Annotated in this window: 16 protein-coding genes; 15 read left to right on the top strand and 1 reads right to left on the bottom strand. The window is 64.6% G+C overall.

All coding sequences use genetic code 11. The features are described from left to right. Nucleotides 1-26: 26 nt before the first annotated feature. On the bottom strand, nucleotides 27-998 hold the full coding sequence (locus tag VGN93_RS24820; RefSeq protein WP_327509656.1) for a LysR family transcriptional regulator: 972 nt from the start codon (nucleotides 996-998) through the stop codon (nucleotides 27-29). Nucleotides 999-1157: 159 nt separating this feature from the next. On the opposite strand from VGN93_RS24820, the gene VGN93_RS24815 reads away from it, so the two are divergent. The 15 genes from VGN93_RS24815 to VGN93_RS24745 all read left to right on the top strand — a co-directional run bounded on the left by VGN93_RS24815 (nucleotide 1158) and on the right by VGN93_RS24745 (nucleotide 17854). After that, entirely contained in the window at nucleotides 1158-2738 is a 1581-nt protein-coding gene (locus VGN93_RS24815) for an ABC transporter substrate-binding protein (protein ID WP_327509655.1), read from the top strand. Nucleotides 2739-2779: 41 nt separating this feature from the next. Further along, a complete protein-coding gene (locus VGN93_RS24810; protein ID WP_327509654.1) occupies nucleotides 2780-3502 on the top strand; it encodes a maleate cis-trans isomerase family protein in 723 nt (240 codons plus the stop codon). 27 nt (nucleotides 3503-3529) lie between these two features. Next, on the top strand, nucleotides 3530-4414 hold the full coding sequence (locus tag VGN93_RS24805; RefSeq protein ID WP_327509653.1) for an ABC transporter permease: 885 nt from the start codon (nucleotides 3530-3532) through the stop codon (nucleotides 4412-4414). Between the two features lie 4 nt (nucleotides 4415-4418). Then, nucleotides 4419-5366, top strand: a complete 948-nt coding sequence (locus VGN93_RS24800; RefSeq protein WP_327509652.1) for an ABC transporter permease — start codon at nucleotides 4419-4421, stop codon at nucleotides 5364-5366. Nucleotides 5367-5410: 44 nt separating this feature from the next. Beyond that, nucleotides 5411-6892 (top strand): aldehyde dehydrogenase family protein, encoded by a 1482-nt coding sequence (locus VGN93_RS24795; RefSeq protein ID WP_327510023.1) that lies wholly within the window; start codon nucleotides 5411-5413, stop codon nucleotides 6890-6892. A 22-nt stretch (nucleotides 6893-6914) separates the two neighbouring features. After that, entirely contained in the window at nucleotides 6915-7940 is a 1026-nt protein-coding gene (locus VGN93_RS24790) for a dipeptidase (RefSeq protein WP_319312884.1), read from the top strand. A 59-nt stretch (nucleotides 7941-7999) separates the two neighbouring features. Beyond that, nucleotides 8000-8815 carry an ABC transporter permease gene (locus tag VGN93_RS24785; RefSeq protein ID WP_327509651.1) on the top strand — a complete coding sequence of 272 codons (816 nt, stop codon included), beginning with the start codon at nucleotides 8000-8002 and terminating at the stop codon, nucleotides 8813-8815. Nucleotides 8816-8825: 10 nt separating this feature from the next. Further along, a complete protein-coding gene (locus VGN93_RS24780) occupies nucleotides 8826-9605 on the top strand; it encodes an ABC transporter ATP-binding protein (protein WP_327509650.1) in 780 nt (259 codons plus the stop codon). Nucleotides 9606-9627: 22 nt separating this feature from the next. Further along, nucleotides 9628-10602 carry an ABC transporter substrate-binding protein gene (locus VGN93_RS24775; protein WP_327509648.1) on the top strand — a complete coding sequence of 325 codons (975 nt, stop codon included), beginning with the start codon at nucleotides 9628-9630 and terminating at the stop codon, nucleotides 10600-10602. A gap of 8 nt (nucleotides 10603-10610) precedes the next feature. Beyond that, nucleotides 10611-12221: an NAD(P)/FAD-dependent oxidoreductase gene (locus VGN93_RS24770; RefSeq protein WP_327509647.1), complete on the top strand. Its 1611-nt coding sequence runs from the start codon at nucleotides 10611-10613 to the stop codon at nucleotides 12219-12221. Between the two features lie 11 nt (nucleotides 12222-12232). Continuing rightward, nucleotides 12233-12526, top strand: a complete 294-nt coding sequence (locus VGN93_RS24765) for a muconolactone Delta-isomerase family protein (protein ID WP_319312893.1) — start codon at nucleotides 12233-12235, stop codon at nucleotides 12524-12526. Between the two features lie 15 nt (nucleotides 12527-12541). Further along, the gene (locus VGN93_RS24760) at nucleotides 12542-14368 is read left to right on the top strand and encodes an ABC transporter ATP-binding protein (protein WP_327509646.1); all 1827 of its coding nucleotides are present in this window, start codon (nucleotides 12542-12544) and stop codon (nucleotides 14366-14368) included. Nucleotides 14369-14561: 193 nt separating this feature from the next. Then, complete coding sequence (locus tag VGN93_RS24755) at nucleotides 14562-15368, top strand: IclR family transcriptional regulator (RefSeq protein ID WP_327509645.1); 807 nt, start codon at nucleotides 14562-14564, stop codon at nucleotides 15366-15368. A 136-nt stretch (nucleotides 15369-15504) separates the two neighbouring features. Continuing rightward, nucleotides 15505-16278, top strand: coding sequence for an enoyl-CoA hydratase/isomerase family protein (locus tag VGN93_RS24750; RefSeq protein WP_327509644.1), 774 nt, complete (start codon nucleotides 15505-15507; stop codon nucleotides 16276-16278). A gap of 49 nt (nucleotides 16279-16327) precedes the next feature. Further along, a complete protein-coding gene (locus tag VGN93_RS24745) occupies nucleotides 16328-17854 on the top strand; it encodes an AMP-binding protein (protein WP_327509643.1) in 1527 nt (508 codons plus the stop codon). Nucleotides 17855-17877: the final 23 nt, after the last annotated feature.

Raw genomic sequence — 17877 nt, 5'->3', positions numbered from 1 at the left:
ATCCCGGACGCGTATAGGAGCTGGCCTTACGACGTCGTGATCCGTGAATGTCCTTTTGCAATTGTCGCAAGGTCCTGCTCGATCGCCGCCACCAATGCCGTCACGATCGGGGAGGGCGCGCGTCCGAGCCGGCTGACAATATAGACGCTTCGCCAGGCGACGGGTTCGGCGAGGCCGAGGAAGGCGATGCCGTTGTCGGGGAGGAACTCGGCGGCGAGTGCCGGCGCGGTGGTGATGCCGAGGCCGTTTTCGATCAGCGCCCAGAGGGTCGGGTAGGTCGAGACCTCGAGCTTCGGCACGCGCAGGGATTCCGGCAGGTGCTCCATCTGCGAGAGGATGGGGCCGGTCGCCGTGTCCGGCGTCAGGCCGACGAAATTGTGGTTGGCGAGGTCCGCCCAGCGCAGGACGCCATCTTTCGCGACCGCATGCAGGGCATGGTCGTTGCGCAGGAAAAGGCCGAGCTGGTCGCGGAGCAGCGGCTTGAACACGAGCTCCGCATCGTCGCCATCCATGCTGGCGAAGCCGACGTCCACCTCGTTGCGCCGGACGAGGCGGCGCACGTCGTTCGAATTGCCCTCCCGCAGCTGGACGCGCACGCCCGGTCGCGAGGCGAGGAAGCCATCCAGAATGCGCGGCAGGATCTTGGTCGCGATCGAGCTGACGACGGCGACGCGCACGCAGCTGTTGCGGCTCCATGCGGTCAGCCGGATGTTGCGGATCGCCAGATCGAAGTCGTCGACGACGCGTTCGGCGACCGGGAAGAGGTCGGTTCCCTCCTGGGTCAGGATGACGTTGCGGGTCGTCCTGTCGAACAAGACGCCGCCGACAATGTCCTCGAGCTGCTGGATGGTCATCGTCAGCGATGGTTGCGACAGCCGCAATTCCGTGGCCGCGCGCGTAAAACTGCGATGTTTCGCGACGCTCAGAAAGGCCCGCAAGTGGCGGATGGTCGCGCTGTAGGACGGCGCCGGCAATGCCTGGGCGGATGGTGTGGTCATGGGAATCTCCGCTGAATATTCATAGTCTATACTGATTAATATCCAAAGTTTTTCAATTTGATTTATCGAGCCCCGGCGCATTTAATGACGCACATGGATTGCGGCCACTCATCCTCGTCGCAAGTGAAATCCATCAAAAAGGGGAGCAGGATGTTGAATATGTTGATGAAACGCCGTTCGGCGACCGCATTCGCATACCTTATTGCCAGTTCTGTCCTCATCGCGCCCCAGGTGGCGCAGGCGCAGACCGTCGTCATCGGCTCCGAAGGCGCCGTGCCGCCGCTCGATCCGCATCGCATGACCGGAACGCCGGGCCTGCGGGTGATCGACGCGATCTTCGATCCGCTGGTGCGCGAGGATCTGTCGGCCGCGACCGATACCGCCCCGGCGTTGAAGGGCGGCCTGGCGGAGAGCTGGACGACGAGCGAGGACGGCCTCACCTACCGCTTCACGCTTCGCACCGGCGTCACGTTCCATGACGGCACCGAATTCGACGCGGAGGCCGTTCAGGCGAATTTCGCCCGCATCATGGACAAGGCCTCCGCGAATTACGACGATCGCGCCGCGGGCAACATGACCTTCCTGACCCGCTGGATCGCCAGCACCGCGGCGGTCGATGCGCGGACCTTCGAAATCACGGTGAAGGAGCCGTTCTCCGGCCTGCTGCGCCTTCTGAGCGACCGGCGCGCCAGCATCGTCAGCCCGGCGGCGATCGTGGCCCACAAGGGCGATGCCATGGGTCTCACCCCGGTGGGCACGGGGCCGTTCACGCTCGCCTCCTTCCAGCAGGGCAAGCAGCTCGATTTGAAGAGAAACGACACCTATTGGGGCGGGGCGGCCGGCGTCGAAGAGCTGGTTTTCCGGCCGGTGACGGATCCGACGGCCATGGCGATCGCCTTGCAGACGGGCCAGGTCGACATCATTCCGAGTGCCAGCTCGCAGCAGATCGCCCAGCTTGCCGTCGATCCGAGTTTGCAGATCCAGTATCCGGAGCCGGCGAACCAGTATTTCGTCCGGCTGAACACCAAGGCGCAATACACCGACAACAAGCTGTTCCGGCAGGCGCTGAACTATGCCGTCAACCGGGACAACTTCGCCGCCCTGCTCAACGGGCAGGTCACGCCGCTGGGCGGGGCCGTCCCGAGCGGCAACGAACTGCCGAGCAATATCGGCATCACCTACACCTACGATCCGGCGAAGGCCAAGGAGCTGCTGGCCGAGGCCGGTGTCACCACGCCGGTCACGCTGAAAATCCTGGCGCCGAACAGCGGGCCGGGCTTTGGCCAGGCAGCGGACGTCGTCGCGCTCCTGCAACAGGATCTTGGCGAGGTCGGCATCACGCTGGAGCCGCAGTTCCTTGAATTCGCGACGCTCGTCTCGACCGAGGGGCCTGGCTACAGGGGCGACGTGCACGGCTCGTTCAACGGCTGGACCACGGGCGCGGACAGCGCCTACTGGCTGGAGCGCATGTTTGCCGGCGATCAGCAGCCGCCGCGCGGCGTGAACCGCGGATGGTTCGCCAATGCCGAGGCCGACCGGCTGTTCCTCGAGGCGCGCGGCGAGAGCGACGCGACCAGGCGTCTCGACCTCTACCGCCAGGCGGCCGAACGCATCACCGACGATAGCCCGTGGATATTCCTCTACCAGGATCGCCTGCCCAGGGTCTTGAGCGCCCGGATCGGCGGCATCGTCCCGGCAAGGTCCGTCTTCATCGACTACCCCCGTATCCAGGTCAAGTAACCCGCTGTTTCCAATCGAAAAATGAAAAAGGAGAGATCACCATGATGTTAGGTTGGCGCGCCCGTATCGGGCAGATGAGGCCGGCGACGGCCATCGAGGGCGCCGAGGAATGGCGTTCCGTCGCCCCCGTCGGCGTCGCCTTCGCCGATGCGCGCACCATCGTGCCGCGGGTCGATGAAGACGGCCTGAAGGTCATGATGTCCCAGGTGCTGGAGGCCTCGCGCCAGCTCGCGACCGCCAAGGTGGACCTCATCGTCCAGTGCGGCGCGCCGGGAACCTTTTTGCGCGGCGTCGGTCATGACGAGGAGGTCTGCGCGCAGATCGAGGCCGAGACCGGCATTCCGGCCATCACCATGATGGCGGCCCAGATGGATGCGCTGAAGGCCCTTGGCGCGACGTCGATTGCGGTCGCGACGATCTATTCCGACGAGGTCAACGAGAAGATGGGCGCCTTCATGGAGGCGAAAGGCTTCAAGATCGCCTCGATGCTCGGCTTGCAGATCACCGATCCCTTCGATGCAAGCGTTCACGATGCCGACAGCGCCTACAAGCTCGGCAAGCAGGCCTTCAAGGCGGCCGGAAAGTGCGATGCGATCCTAATCTCCTGCGGCACCTACCGGACGTTCCCGATCCTTCCCTACCTGGAAATGGATACCGGCGTGTCGGTCGTATCGAGCAACCAGGCGACGCTCTGGCGGGCGCTCCGGGCCGTCGGTCTCAAGGACCAGATCCCGAACCTCGGCAAGCTTTGGCACGCCGCCTGATCGCCGAAACCGCGACGGAGTAAGACGATGACGAGCCTGATCGAACACCAAGCCGGCCCGGCGGGCAAAGGGAGAAGGGCGCTGCGTGGCGTGCTTGCCAATCCCTCGCTCGCCATCGGTCTCGGCATCATGGCCGTCATCGTCTTCGCCGCGATTTTTGCCGATTGGCTGTCGCCGTTCGATCCGTTGCGGGCGAACCCGCTGGAGCGCTACAGGGGCGTGTTTTCCGGCTGGAACATTCTCGGCACCGATGAGCTGGGCCGCGACATCCTGAGCCGCCTGATCCATGGGACGCGCTATGCGCTCCTGGTGGCGATCGTGCCGACCGTGATCGCGCTCTTCATCGGCGGGCTTCTGGGGCTGATCTCGGGTTATGTCGGCGGGTTCCTCGATACCGTGATCATGCGGTTCTTCGACATCATGTTCGCCTTTCCGGGCATCCTGCTGGCGCTCGGCATCAGCGCGGCGCTCGGGCCGGGCCTCTCCTCGATGATCATCGCCATGGTGGTGGTGACGGTTCCCGCCTTCGGGCGCATCATCCGGGGCACGGTGCTCGGGGTGAAGGAAGAGGTGTTCGTCGAGGCGGCGCATGCGCTCGGTTTCCGCGACAGCCGGATCGCGCTCCGGCATATCCTGCCCAATATCCTCGGGCCGGCGATCGTCTACGGCACGCTCCAGACCGGCCGCAATGTCATCCTCTCGTCGAGCCTCAGCTTTCTCGGCCTCGGGCCGCAGGCGCCGTCGCCCGAATGGGGGCTGATGCTGTCGAGCGGCCGCGCGGCGCTCGCCACCGCCGCCCATGTGGCGACCATTCCGGGCCTCGCCATCGTGCTCCTCGCCGTCGCGTTCAATCTCGTGGGCGATAGCGCCCGGGATTACCTCGACCCTCGTTTCAACAAGCAGCGGACCTAGAGAGATGCTCGTCTTTACCATCCGGCGCATGGTTCAGATCGTTCCCGTCATCATCGGCGTCACGGTCGCGACCTTCCTGCTCGCCAAGATCATCCCGGGCGACCCGGCCGACATGATGCTCGGCGGCACCGCCTCCGAGGAGGCCAAGGAAGCCTTGCGGCTCAGCATGGGCCTGCATGAGCCGCTCTATGTGCAATACCTGATCTATGTCGGCAATCTGCTGCAAGGCGATCTCGGCCAGTCCTTCACCTTTGCCCAGCCCGTCGCCACCGTCATTGCCGAGCGGCTGGGCAATACGGCCCTTCTGGCCGTCGCCGCCATCATCCTGGCCGCTGTCGTCGGTGTTGCCGCCGGCACCTGGGCGGCGCTGAAGCCCGGCTCGGCCCGGGACCAGTCGCTGTCGGTCGTCGTGCTGTTCTTCAACTCGATGCCGTCGTTCTGGCTCGGCCTCGTGCTGATCATGATCTTCGGCCTCAAGCTGCGCCTCCTGCCGGTCAGCGGGATGCAGAGTGTCGGCGGCGATGGCGGCGTGCTCGGCCTGGCGGCCCATATGGTCCTGCCGTCGATCACCCTTGCCGCATGGTCGCTGGCGACGATTGCCCGCATGACCCGCTCGTCGCTGCTCGAGGTGATCAACAGCGATTACATCCGCACCGCCCGCGCGAAGGGCATACGCGAAGGCCGCGTCGTGCTGCGCCATGCGCTGCCAAACGCCATGCCGCAGATCATCACCGTGATCGGCATGCAGATGGGCTTCCTGCTCAGCGGCGCCGTGCTCACGGAGACCATCTTCTCCTGGCCGGGCATCGGTCTTGCCATGTACCAGGCGATTTCGACCCGCGACATTCCGCTGATCCAGGGCGGCATCCTGATCCTGGCGCTGGCCTTCGTGCTGATCAACTTCGCCGTCGACGTTCTTTACGCGCACTTCAACCCGAAGATCAAACTGTGAGCAGGTCGACTGCGCGCATACCACAAGAGGAACCGGTCTTGAGCATGCCTACATCCGCCAACCAGGACATTTTCACTTCCTATGTCGGGGGCTCCGCCGTCGCACCGGGTGGTCGTGAAATTCCCCTCTACGACCCCGCGACGGGCGCCGTCTGGGCGAAGAGCTACGTGTCCGACGAGGCCGTCGAAAGCGCGGTCGCGCATGCGGCGGCAACCTTCCGCAGCGAACCCTGGGCCTCCATGACGGGTTACGACCGGGCGGCGCTGCTGCGCAAGTTGGCCGCGTTGATCGTGGCCAATGCGGAGCGCCTCGGTGCGCTCGAAAGCCTCGCCAATGGGAAGAGCCATGCTGCAACGACCGCCGAGATGAAGGCGACGGCGTCGTGGTACGACTATTACGCCAGCGCCCTTGATACCCATGACGACATTTTCCGCACGGTATCGCGCAGTGCCGATGCCCGCATCGTGCGCGAGCCGCTCGGCGTCGTCGTCGCTATTACGCCCTTCAACGGCGCGCTGTCGCTCGGCTCGTGGAAGCTGGCGCCGGCGCTGGCCATGGGCAATACGGTGATCCTGAAGCCGCCGGCGGAAGCGCCGGGCTCCAGCATTGCGCTTGCCGAACTGGCGATGGAGGCAGGTTTTCCGCCCGGCAGCGTCAATGTCGTGATCGGCGATGCGATTGCCAGCGAGGCGCTCGCCACCCATCCCGACGTGCAGATGGTGAGTTTCACGGGCAGCACAGCCACGGCGAAGGTCCTCGGCGCAAAAGTTGCCGCCGGCATGAAGCGGTTCGTTTGCGAGGCGGGCGGCAAGTCGGCGCACATCGTCTTTGCCGATGGCGACATCGACGGTGCCGTGATCGCCGCCACGCAAGGCGCCTTTTCCGGCAGCGGCCAGACCTGCGTCGCCGGCTCACGCATCCTCGTGCAATCCGGGATCTACGACACCTTCGTCGAGCGCTATGTCGCCTCGGTCGCCCGCATCCGCCTTGGCCCGCCGTCGTCGCCGAAGGCACATATCGGGCCGGTGGCAAACCGGCGGCAATATGACCGCATCAACGGTTTCGTCGCCGAAGCCGTCGAGGCGGGGGCGCGCGTCGTCTCGGGCGGCCGCAAACCGGACATCGGGCCGGAATTCGCCGACGGTTACTGGGTCGAACCGACCGTCGTGCTGGACGTTTCAAGCGACATGCGGATCTGCCGCGAGGAGATTTTCGGACCGGTGGTGACGATCCAGCGGTTTGCGACCGAAGAGGAAGCGATCTCCATGGCCAATGGCGTCGAATACGGCCTCGCCGCCGGTTTCTGGACGCGGGACGTCGGGCGCGTGCGGCGCGTCTCGCGGCAGTTGCAGGCCGGAACCGTGTGGGTGAACACCTACCGGGCGATCAATCTGCGCGTTCCCTTCGGCGGCTACAAACAATCCGGCATCGGCCGAGAGAACGGCGTCGAGGCCATGGAGGAATTCTCCCAGATCAAATCGATCGTCACCGAATACGGGCCGGCGGCCGACCCCTTCGCACATTGACCATGAATGGAAAGGAAATCCGATGACAATTTCGGCTAAAAGGCCCCTGTTGATCGATGCGTTGCAATATAACAGGCCGGAACGGGCCCGCTTCGAGGAGTGGAGGCGCGGCGGTGTGGATTGTGTGCATGTGACGCTGTCGATCTGGGAAAATGCGCGCGAAACCCTCAGCGTGATCGGCGAATGGAATCGCCTTCTGGAGGCCAATGCCGACCTGATCGCGCTGGCGACGACCGGCGACGACATCGAGCGCATCGCCGCCTCCGGCCGCACCGCGGTCGTCTACGGCTTTCAGGATACCTCGCCCTTCGAGGACGATATCGAACTGGTCGAGATCTTCTACCAGCTCGGCGTCCGCATCGCGCAGCTCACCTACAATGTGCAGAACCGCGTCGCTTCCGGTTGCTGGGAGCCCGACGAGGCGGGCGTCTCCCGGTTCTTCGGCCGCAATGTCATCGCCGAGATGAACCGCGTCGGCATGGTCGTGGACGTCTCCCATTGCACCGAGCGCACCTGCTTCGACGCGATCGAATATTCGTCGCGGCCGATTGCGGTCACCCATGCCAATCCGCAGGAATTCGTCGGCACCGACATCGAACTCAACCGCCGCAACAAGTCGACGGCGTTGATCAAGCGGCTCGCCGAAACCGGCGGCGTCATCGGTCTCAGCAACTATCCCAAGATCATGAAGAACGGATCGGACTGCACGCTCGACACCTTCCTTGACATGGTGTCCTGGACGGTCGATCTCGTTGGCGCCGACTATGTCGGCTTCGGCACGGATTTTTATGACGGCTGGCCGGAAAGCCAGATCAAGTGGTGGCGCGCCGGCCGCTGGGCCCGCGAAAGCGCCATTCCGATCAAGGGCTTCTCGAAATGGCCGTCCTGGTTCCAGTCGCCGGTCGATTTCCCTAACATCCTCGAGGGGCTGGAAAAGCGCGGCTTCTCGGCCGAGGAAATCGCCAAGATCGCCGGCGGCAACTGGCTGAAGCTGTTCCGCGACGGTTTTGCGCCGGCAGCCCTGGCAAAGACGGCCAACGCCGCATGAAAACCGGTGGCGGCGCGGCGGAAAGTGTCCGCCGCCACCAGAGAAAACCGGAGAGTACGATGAATCAAGCCGATGTGAAAATGCGATGGACGGGTGGCGGAGGGGTGCCGATACGGCTCTCCCGCGTCGTATCGCCGATCCTGTCGCTGGTGGTGATCGTCGCGCTCTGGCAGTTCGTCGTGTCGGCCTTCCAGCCGGCGCCCTATCTGCTGCCGTCGCCGGGCGCCGTCGCCACGACGCTCGTCTCGCAGTTCCCGGTCCTGATGTATCACTCCGGCATCACGGCATTCGAAACGCTGATCGCCTTCCTGCTCAGCATCGTCATCGCGCTGCCGCTGGCGCTGATGATCGCCCGGTTCCAATGGTTCGAGGACGCGGTCTACCCGCTTCTCGTCACCAGCCAGGCGGTGCCGAAGGTGGCGCTGGCGCCGCTCATTCTCGTCTGGCTCGGCTTCGGGCTGCATACCAATATCGTGGTCGGCGTGCTGATGGCCTTCTTCCCGGTCGTCATCAGCGGAGTGGTCGGCCTGAAGAGCGTGCCGGAGGACATGGTTTTCCTCGGCAAGACCATGGGCCTCTCGCCCGCGCAGATGTTCCGCAAGATCCATCTGCCGCATGCCCTGCCAAGCCTGTTCGGCGGCCTGAAGGTCTGCGTGACGCTTGCCGTGGTGGGTGCGGTCGTCGGCGAATTCGTCGGCTCGGACCGGGGCCTCGGCTACCTGATCCTGCTTGCCAGCGGGCAGTTGCAGACCGCGCTGATGTTTGCGGCACTCATCCTTCTGGCGCTGATCGGCGTCATCAGCTTCACCATCGTGCAGATGATCGAGGCCCGGCTGATGCCCTGGCATCGCTCGCTGCGCAGCGACGGACGTTGAGGAGAACGACATGGGCAAGTCCATCACCATCGACCGCGTCTCCAAGTCCTATGCCGGGCTGGAAGCCCTGGTGCCGACCTCCATCGATATCCAGCCGGGTGAATTCCTCTCCATCGTGGGACCGAGCGGCTGTGGCAAGAGCACGTTGCTGCGGCTTGTCGCCGGGCTTGATTTTCCCACGTCCGGTGAACTTTCGGTCGGCGGCAGGCCGGTCACCCGGGCGGAGACCGATCTCGGTTTCGTCTTCCAGTCGCCCGTGCTGCTCGATTGGCGCAGCGTCATCGGCAATGTCATGCTGCAAGCCGAAGCGCGCGGCCTGCCGGAGGCGGAGTATCGTGCCAAGGCCCGCGACCTGCTCGCCGCCGCCGGCCTCGCCGGCTTCGAGAATGCCTATCCGCACCAGCTTTCCGGCGGCATGAGCCAGCGGGTCAGCGTCTGCCGGGCTTTGGTCCACGACCCGTCGCTGCTTCTCATGGACGAACCGTTCGGTGCCCTCGATGCGCTGACGCGCGACCAGATGATGGTCGATCTGCAGTCGCTCTGGCTTCGCTCGCGGCCGACCGTCGTCTTCGTCACGCACAGCATCCAGGAGGCGGTCTTCCTGTCGGACCGTATCGTGGTGATGGCGCCGCGCCCCGGCCGCGTCGAGGCGGTTCTCGATGTGCCGCTGCCGCGCCGTCGCCGGCTTTCGATCCGCAGCACGCCGGAATTCACCGGGATCGTCGACCAGATCCTCATCCACTTCGAACGCATGGGCGTCATCCGCGACGATGCCGAAGACGCCGCCTGATCTCCCTGGAAAGGACCCGGACATGACACGTTTCAAACATGCAGGCGCAGCACTTCTTGCCCTGTCTCTGATGAGCTCCACGGCCTATGCGGCCGACAGCATCCGCCTTCGCCTGGACTGGAGCTGGTGGGCGGGACAGACGCCGATGATCCTCGCCAAGGAGAAGGGTTTTTACGACGAGGTCGATCTCGACGTGGAGATCGCCCAAGGCCAGGGATCGAAGACCACCACCATGGTGGTCGGCGAGAATGCCGATCCGATCGGCCACGCCAATCTGTCGACGGTCGCCCAGTCCGTCTCGGCCGGCGTGCCGATCACGGCGGTCGCCGGCTGGTGGCAGCAGGGGCCGATCTCGCTGGTCTGCGCCGACCCCGCCATCAAGTCGCCGGCCGACGTGAAGGGCAAGCGCATCGGCTCGACGCCGACCGGTTCCGACGGTCAGATCCTGCCGGCCTTCCTGAAGGCCAACGGCCTGGAAACGGCGGATATCAGCCTCGTCAACATGCCGGGCGACGCAAAATTCGCTGGCATCGTTTCCGGCCGGCTCGATTGCATCAGCGGCGACGACTATTTCTACGGCCCGCAGTTGAAGGCGCAGGGCAAGGACGTCCAGATCCTGAAATATGCCGATTGGGGCGTCACCAATCTCGGCTTCGGCATCGTCGTCAACGACGACTACCTCGCGAAGAACCCGGATATCGTGAAGCGCTTCCTCGCGGCGACCCGCAAGGGCATGGAATACACCTTCGCCCACAAGGACGAGGCGGTCGAAATCTTCCTCAAGGTTTCCGGCAACACCCAGCCGGCCGAATTCCACCGCAGCGTCCTCGACGCCTACGAAGCCTCGCTCCACACCAAGGCCAGCGCGGGCAAGCCGCTCGGCTGGATGGCCGAGAGCGATTGGGAATCGATGAACGAAACGCTCGCGCAGTTCGGCTCGATGCTCGGCAAGAAGGACGCGTCGGCCTATTTCTCCAATGATTTTCTGGCCGAGTGAAAAACCGAATGTCGAACATCGCCGATATATCGACGGGCGCCTATGACGCCATCGTCGTGGGGGGAGGGCACAACGGCCTCGTTGCCACGGCCTATCTCGCCAAGGCGGGGCTGCGCCCGCTGCTGGTCGAGGCGCGGCCCACGCTCGGTGGACCATGCGGAACCTTCGAGTTCCTGCCGGGCTATCGCTGCGCCTTCACCAATTCGCCCGGCAGTTTCGAGCCGCGCTTCATCGCCGAGCTCCAGCTCGAGCAGTTCGGCCTGAAATTCGTCCGGGTCGATCCGACCGTCGTGCATCCCTTTCCGCGGGGCGCCTTCATCGGCTGGCGCGACAGGGATCGGCTGGCCGCGCAGTTCGACGCCTATGCGCCCGGTGAGGCGGAGCGCTATTTCGACCTTCTGTCCGACCTGGAGGAATTGGGACGGCACCTGGGTGCCTCGATGTTCGAACCCTCTCCCGACCTGATCCATGCGGCGCGCGGCGTGCCGGACCACCTGACGGGGCTTTTCGATCGCGTCATGTGCGGAAGCCTGCGGCAGCTGCTCGACGAGCGGCTGCGATCCGAGGAGGCCAAGGCGCTTCTCGGCATGCTGGCGCTCAATGCCACGCTCACCCCGCCCTCGGCGCCCGGATCGGCGGTGGGGCTGATGATGCGCCCGATCTCGCTGGCCTCCTATGCGGCGCTGGACGAGGACGACCCGCGCCGCGCCGCGCTCCGAGGCTCCACCGGCCTGCCGGTCGGCGGCATGGGGGCGATCATCGACGCGCTCGAAGCCTGCTGCCTTGCGCATGGCGCCACCATTCTCAAGGGCGCGCCTGGCGAGCGCATCCTGCATGCCTCGGGCCGCGCCTGCGGCGTCGTTACTCTCGCAGGGGACGAATTCCGCGCCCCGGTCGTGCTCTCGGCGATCAATCCCAAGACGCTGTTCGGCAAAATGCTCGACGACGCGGCGGTCGGTGCGGATGTGCGGCGCGAGATTTCCGCCGTGCCGATGCGCGGCTCCGCCTTCAAGCTGGTTCTGGCGCTCGATGGTTTCCCCCGCTATGCCGGCCTTCCGACGGACGTGCAGCAGGCGCAGGCGGCGCAGGTCCAGTTCCGCATCGCGCCCTCGCTGGACTATATCGAGCGGGCGATCGCGGATGGCCTGGCCGGCCGGCTCGCCGAGCGGCCGATCATGTGGGGGCTGATGCTCTCGGCGACGTCGCCGGGCCTGGCGCCGGCCGGACACCAGCTTCTCAGCGTCAACGCCTGGCATGCGCCCTATACGCTCACCGAGGGACGCTGGCCGGAGGCGGGCGAGCGCTTTGCCAACATCTGCATCGACGAGCTTTCGAATTACATGCCCGATTTGCGTCAGCGTCTGGTCGGGCTTCGATATCTCAACCCGATCGAGATCGAGGGCGAACTCGGCCTGGTCCAGTCGAACATCACGCATGGCGACATGCTGCCGAACGCGCTTTTCGGCGCGCGGCCGCATCGCAAGGCTCACGATTACCGCACGCCGCTTTCAGGGCTCTACCTGTCGGGCGGCGGGACCTGGCCGGGCGGCTACGTCACCGGCATCCCTGGCTACAACGCCGCCAACACAATCATCAACGATTTGAACTCCAAGCAATGAGGGAAAACCCAATGGAATTTCTGGTCAATATCAAGCTTCGTTGGGCCGACGACATGGACCCCGTCCTGAAGGAAAAGGTCATCCGAGACGAACGGGCGCATGCCGCGGAACTGATCAAGGAAGGGCATCTGATCCGCATGTGGCGCGTGCCCTGCCGTTTCGAGAACTGGGGCCTGTGGCGCGCGGCCGATGCCACGCAGTTGCACGAGATCATCACCAGCCTGCCGGCCAATCCGTGGATGTACGACATCGACGTTCTGCCGCTCGCCAGGCATCCCGTCGATCCCCTCCAGACCGCGGCCTGAGGAGGAAACAGCGAGATGGACACACTTGCCACCCCGCCACCGGTGCTCTCGGTTCGCGATCTCACCACGTCGTTCCGCTCGGGCGACCAGTGGAAATCGGTCGTGCGGAACCTGAGCTTTTCGGTCGCGCCGAGGGAGACCGTGGCGATCGTCGGGGAGTCCGGTTCGGGCAAGAGCGTCACCTCGCTCTCCATCATGCGGCTCCTGCCGAAACATGTCAGCCGCATCGAGGGACAGGTCTTCCTGGGTGGCCGGGAGATTACGGCCTACGGCGAAGAGGAGATGCGCAAGGTTCGCGGCAACGAGATCGCGATGATCTTCCAGGAGCCGATGACCTCGCTCAATCCGATCTTCCCGATCGGCAGGCAGATCGCCGAAGCCATCACCTGCCATCGCAGCATTTCCGGCGCGGACGCCCGGGCCGAGGTGCTGCGGTTGCTGGACAAGGTGCGGATACCCAATGCCAAGGGCCGGTTCGATGACTATCCGCACCAGTTCTCCGGCGGCATGCGCCAGCGCGTGATGATCGCCATGGCGCTGGCCTCGAAGCCGAAACTGCTGATCGCCGACGAACCGACGACGGCGCTCGACGTGACGATCCAGGGGCAGATCCTGAACCTGATCAAGACGTTGCAGGAAGAGGAGGACATGGCGGTCCTGTTCATCACGCACGACATGGGCGTGGTGGCGGAGGTTTCCGACCGCACGATCGTCATGCTTCGCGGCGATGCCGTCGATGCCGGCACGACCAGGGAGCTTTTTGCCGGAGGACGGCACCCCTATACGCGGGCCCTCCTCTCGGCCGTGCCGCGTCTCGGCTCGATGGCGGGACGGGAACGGCCCATGCGGTTCCCGGTCATCGACATCAAGAGCGGCGAGACCAGCCGGGAAGCGAGCGACGGCGGCGTCCCCGAAGCGTCCGTGCGGCCCGTGCTGGAGGTGCGGAACCTGACGACGCGTTTTGCCATCCGCTCGGGAATTCTCGGGCGAAAGACGGGCGCGGTGCATGCCGTCGAGGATGTGTCCTTCGATCTCAGGCCCGGCGAGACTTTGTCCCTCGTCGGCGAATCCGGCTGCGGCAAGTCGACAACCGGGCGCTCCATCATCCGCCTCGTCGAGCCCCTGTCGGGCCGCATCTCCCTCGACGGCCAGGACGTCATGGGCCTCGGCCGGGCCAAGCTCAGGGAAATGCGGCGCAACATCCAGATGGTATTCCAGGACCCGTTCGCCAGCCTCGATCCGCGCATGAGCGTCGGCGCTGCGGTCATGGAGCCCTACATCGCCCATCGGCTCGGCTCCGGTCCGCAGGCTCGGGATAAGGCGGTCGATCTCCTGGAGCGTGTCTGGCTCAAGGCCGACATCATGAAACGCTATCCGCACGAATTTTCAGGCGGCCAGCGCCAGCGCATCGCGATTGCCCGCTCGCTGATGCTGGATCCTAAGGTGATCGTCGCCGACGAGGCGGTGTCCGCGCTCGACGTTTCGATCAAGGCCCAGGTCTGCAACCTGCTCCTCGACCTCCAGCAGAGCCTGAACCTCGCCTATCTCTTCATCAGCCATGACATGGCGGTGGTGGAGCGGGTCAGCCACCGGGTCGCGGTGATGTATCTCGGCGAAATCGTCGAGATCGGCTCGCGTCGCGCCGTCTTCGAAAGCCCGCAGCATCCCTATACGCGCAAATTGATGGCGGCCGTGCCGTTGCCCGATCCCTCACGGCGCAGGGCGAAGCTCGATCTTTCCGGCGGCGAAATCAAGAGCCCGATCCGGCCCGTGGGCTACATACCCTCGAAACGCCGGTTCCGCGAGGTTTCTGCCGGGCATTTCGTGCATGAACCGGCCTAAACGCACCGGTATGGCGACGCTGGCGAGCGTGAAGGGCGTGTTTTCCACATAGGCCCTTTCCGCTGGCGAGCGGGGCAGGATTCCGGCCGGCTGTTCAAACGCCCGGCGTGATCTTGCCGATCATCGGAGGGCGGGTTACACGGGGAAAACACCGCAACGCCGCCCGCCTCGGCGCGTCGATGCGATAGCCGAGGTGACGAGCTTGTCCTCTGATGACACGAAGGGTGCTGTCGACGCCGATCCGCTGATGGTCCGGTCGGTGGAAAAGGCGTTTCGGGTTCTCGAAGCCTTCGACGGTACGAATCGCAGCCTCAGCCTTGCGCAGATCGGCGCCAATGTCGGCCTCGACAAGAGTGCGGCGCAACGTTTCACCCATACGCTGAACAGGCTCGGCTACCTCCAGAAGGACCCGGTGACCAAGCGTTTCGAGCTCAGTCTGCGCAGCCTCGAAATGGCGCGCCATTTCATCACCGCCAATCCGCTGGTCAACCAGGCCATGCCCTATCTGCTTCATCTCAGCCGCGAGACGGAGGAGGCGGTGAACCTGACCCTGCCCGACGGCACGGAGATCGTCTTCGCCGCCCGCTTCATGAGCCGGCACATGCTGAACACCGACGTGGTGGTCGGCACCCGCATGCCCGCTTTCTGCACGGCACCCGGCCGGGCTATTCTCTCCCGGTTGCCGACGGACGAAGCCCTGTCGCTGCTTCAACGTTCGCCGTTGCAGGCCTTCACGCCGCAGACGGTTCATACCGTCGAAGCACTCGCCGAACGGCTGGAGACTGCACGCAACGCCGGCTACGCCACCACATGGGGCGAGTTCTTCCCCGGCGATCTCTCGGTCGCCGCCGCCGTGCTCGACCAGACCGGACGTCCGGTTGCCGCCGTCAATATCGGCGTCTCCAATGCGCGCTATACGCCGGAAAAGGCGGAAGAGATTTTCGCCCCGCTGGTGGTCGCTGCCACCCGCTCGATCTCGCAGGCGTCCTCCACCTTCTAGAGCATTTCCAGTCCCCATGTTTTCCACAATCCGACGGGCGACCTGCGGCCGATTTCGTGCGCCGTGAAAAATTCTATTGACAGTTTCATGTATTGTAATACGATACAAAGTATCAAACTACGATACGATGGGAACCATGACAAACTTCATCCTGACGGAACAGCGCGGCGCCTGCCGCGTGATCACGCTTAACCGCCCCGAGGTTCTGAACGCCTGGCATTCGCCGATGCGATCGGCGCTGATGAACGCGCTGGAGGCGGCCGAGCACGACGCGTCCGTCGGCGCGATCATCATCACCGGGGCCGGCGAGCGCGCCTTCGGCGCCGGGCAGGACCTGAACGAGACCAAGACTTTCGATCCGGATCGCGCGGAACTGTGGATCGGCGAATGGGAGCGCCTCTACGATCGTATCCGCGGCCTTTCCAAGCCGCTGATCATGGCGCTGAACGGCCTTGCCGCCGGCTCCGCCTTCCAGGTGACGCTGCTGGGTGATTTCCGCATCGGCCATGATGGCGTGAAGATGGGACAGCCGGAAATCAATTCCGGCATCGCCAGCACGACCGGTCCCTGGATCATGATGGAAATGATCGGCCTGGCCCGCACAACCGACCTGACGCTCAGCGGTCGCATGATGGAAGCGGCCGAATGCGTGGCGATCGGCCTCATCAACCGTATCGTGCCGCGCGAACAGGTGCTCGAAGCGTCGCTGGCGCTCGGCGAAGAGCTTGCCGCCAAGCCGCGGCTCGCCATGAAGCTCAACAAGCAGCGTTTTCGCGAAGTCACCGAAGCCCGCTTCCGCGATGCGCTTGCCGCTGGCGTGCGCAACCAGCGCATCGCCTATGAAGACGGCGAGCCCAATCGCATGATGGAGCAGTTCCTCGCCTCGAAAGGCAAGGCCGAGTCCGGCTGAGCCGGACGCTGGATCCGCTTTCAAATTCAATGATTTTCAGGACCGTAGCGTGGAAGACCAAGGTTTCATTTCTCGCCTGCCGGCCCGGGCCGCCATTTCGCCCGACGCCATCTACGCCACTTTCGATGGCGAGCCGATCACCTTTGCCGACCTGCACCGCAAGTCGGACAGTGTGGCGGTCGCGCTTCGCCATCTCGGTGTGGCGAAGGGCGACCGCGTCGCGCTCATGCTGCGCAACAGCCCCGACAGCCTCGCCGTGCTGTTCGCCATCGCCAAATGCGGCGCCGTCTGGGTGCCGGTGAATGTGCAATTGCGCGGCGACGGGCTGAAGTACATCCTGGAACATTGCGATCCGCGCGTGGTCTTCGCCAATCGCGATCTCCTCCCGAATATTCTGGACTGCGGCGCGGACACGAACGCGTTCCGGCTTGTCGCCGAGACGGGGGACCCGGGCGCGCTGGACAGGCTCGCCGGCAGCGAACACGTCTTTTCCGAGACGCCACCGTCGGCGGACGATCTCTTCGCGCTGAACTATACGTCCGGCACGACCGGCCGCCCGAAGGGTGTTCGCGTCACGCATCGCATGCTGCGCTATGCGGCGGAAGGCGCCATGCTCTGCTCGGATGCGCGCGATGGCGACGTCTTCTTCGTCTGGGAGCCGCTTTACCATATCGGCGGCGCGCAGCTCATCCCGATCCCGCTTCTGCGCGATGTCACGCTGTCCATGGTGCAGCGCTTCAGCGCCAGCCGGTTCTGGGATCAGGTGCGTGATTGCGGCGCGACGCAGATCCACTATCTCGGCGGTGTCTTGCAGATCCTCCTGAAACAGCCGGAGAGCGAGCGCGACCGGGACCATAAGGTACGCGTTGCCTGGGGCGGCGGGTGCCCGCGCGATATCTGGCGCGCCTTCGAGGAACGCTTCGGCATGCCGCTTCGCGAATGCTACGGCATGACGGAATCCTCCAGCATCACCACTTTCAATGCAAACGGCGTGCTCGGATCGGTCGGCACGCCCGTGCCGTGGCTTTCGGTGGAAATCCTCGATGAACAGGGTTCGCCCGTGGCGGCGGGCGTACACGGCGAGATCGTCGTCCATCCGCGTCAGGCGGGCGCGGTCTTCGCCGGCTATTTCCGCAATGAGGAGGCGACCGCCAAGGCGCTTCGGCCCGATGGGTTCCACACCGGCGATCTCGGTATGATCGATGCCGACGGAAATCTCTATTTCCTCGGCCGCCTCACGGACAGCGTTCGCGTCAAGGGCGAGAACGTTTCCGCCTTTGAGGTGGAACATGTCGCCGGCAGCCATCCGATGGTGGAGGACTGCGCACTGATCGGCGTCAAGGCGGAGATCGGCGAACAGGAGATCAAGCTCTTCATCAAGCCGAAGGAAGGTGCCGATATCGACTATCCCGCCTTCTCCGATTGGCTCGCGCAACGGCTGGCGCCGTTCCAGAACCCGCGCTACCTCGCCGTGGTCGAGGATTTTGAACGCACGCCAAGCCAGCGCATCATGAAACACCGGCTGCCCATATCCGTCGAAGGCAGTTGGGACAGGCTGCACGGCACGGGCCGATGACGTCCTGTAAAACCAACACAATT

It is taken from the genome of Shinella sp., from assembly GCF_035998705.1.
GTDB lineage: Bacteria > Pseudomonadota > Alphaproteobacteria > Rhizobiales > Rhizobiaceae > Shinella.
The sequence above is the reverse complement of the archived record's forward strand: the minus strand, read 5'-3'. Positions and strand labels throughout refer to the sequence as shown.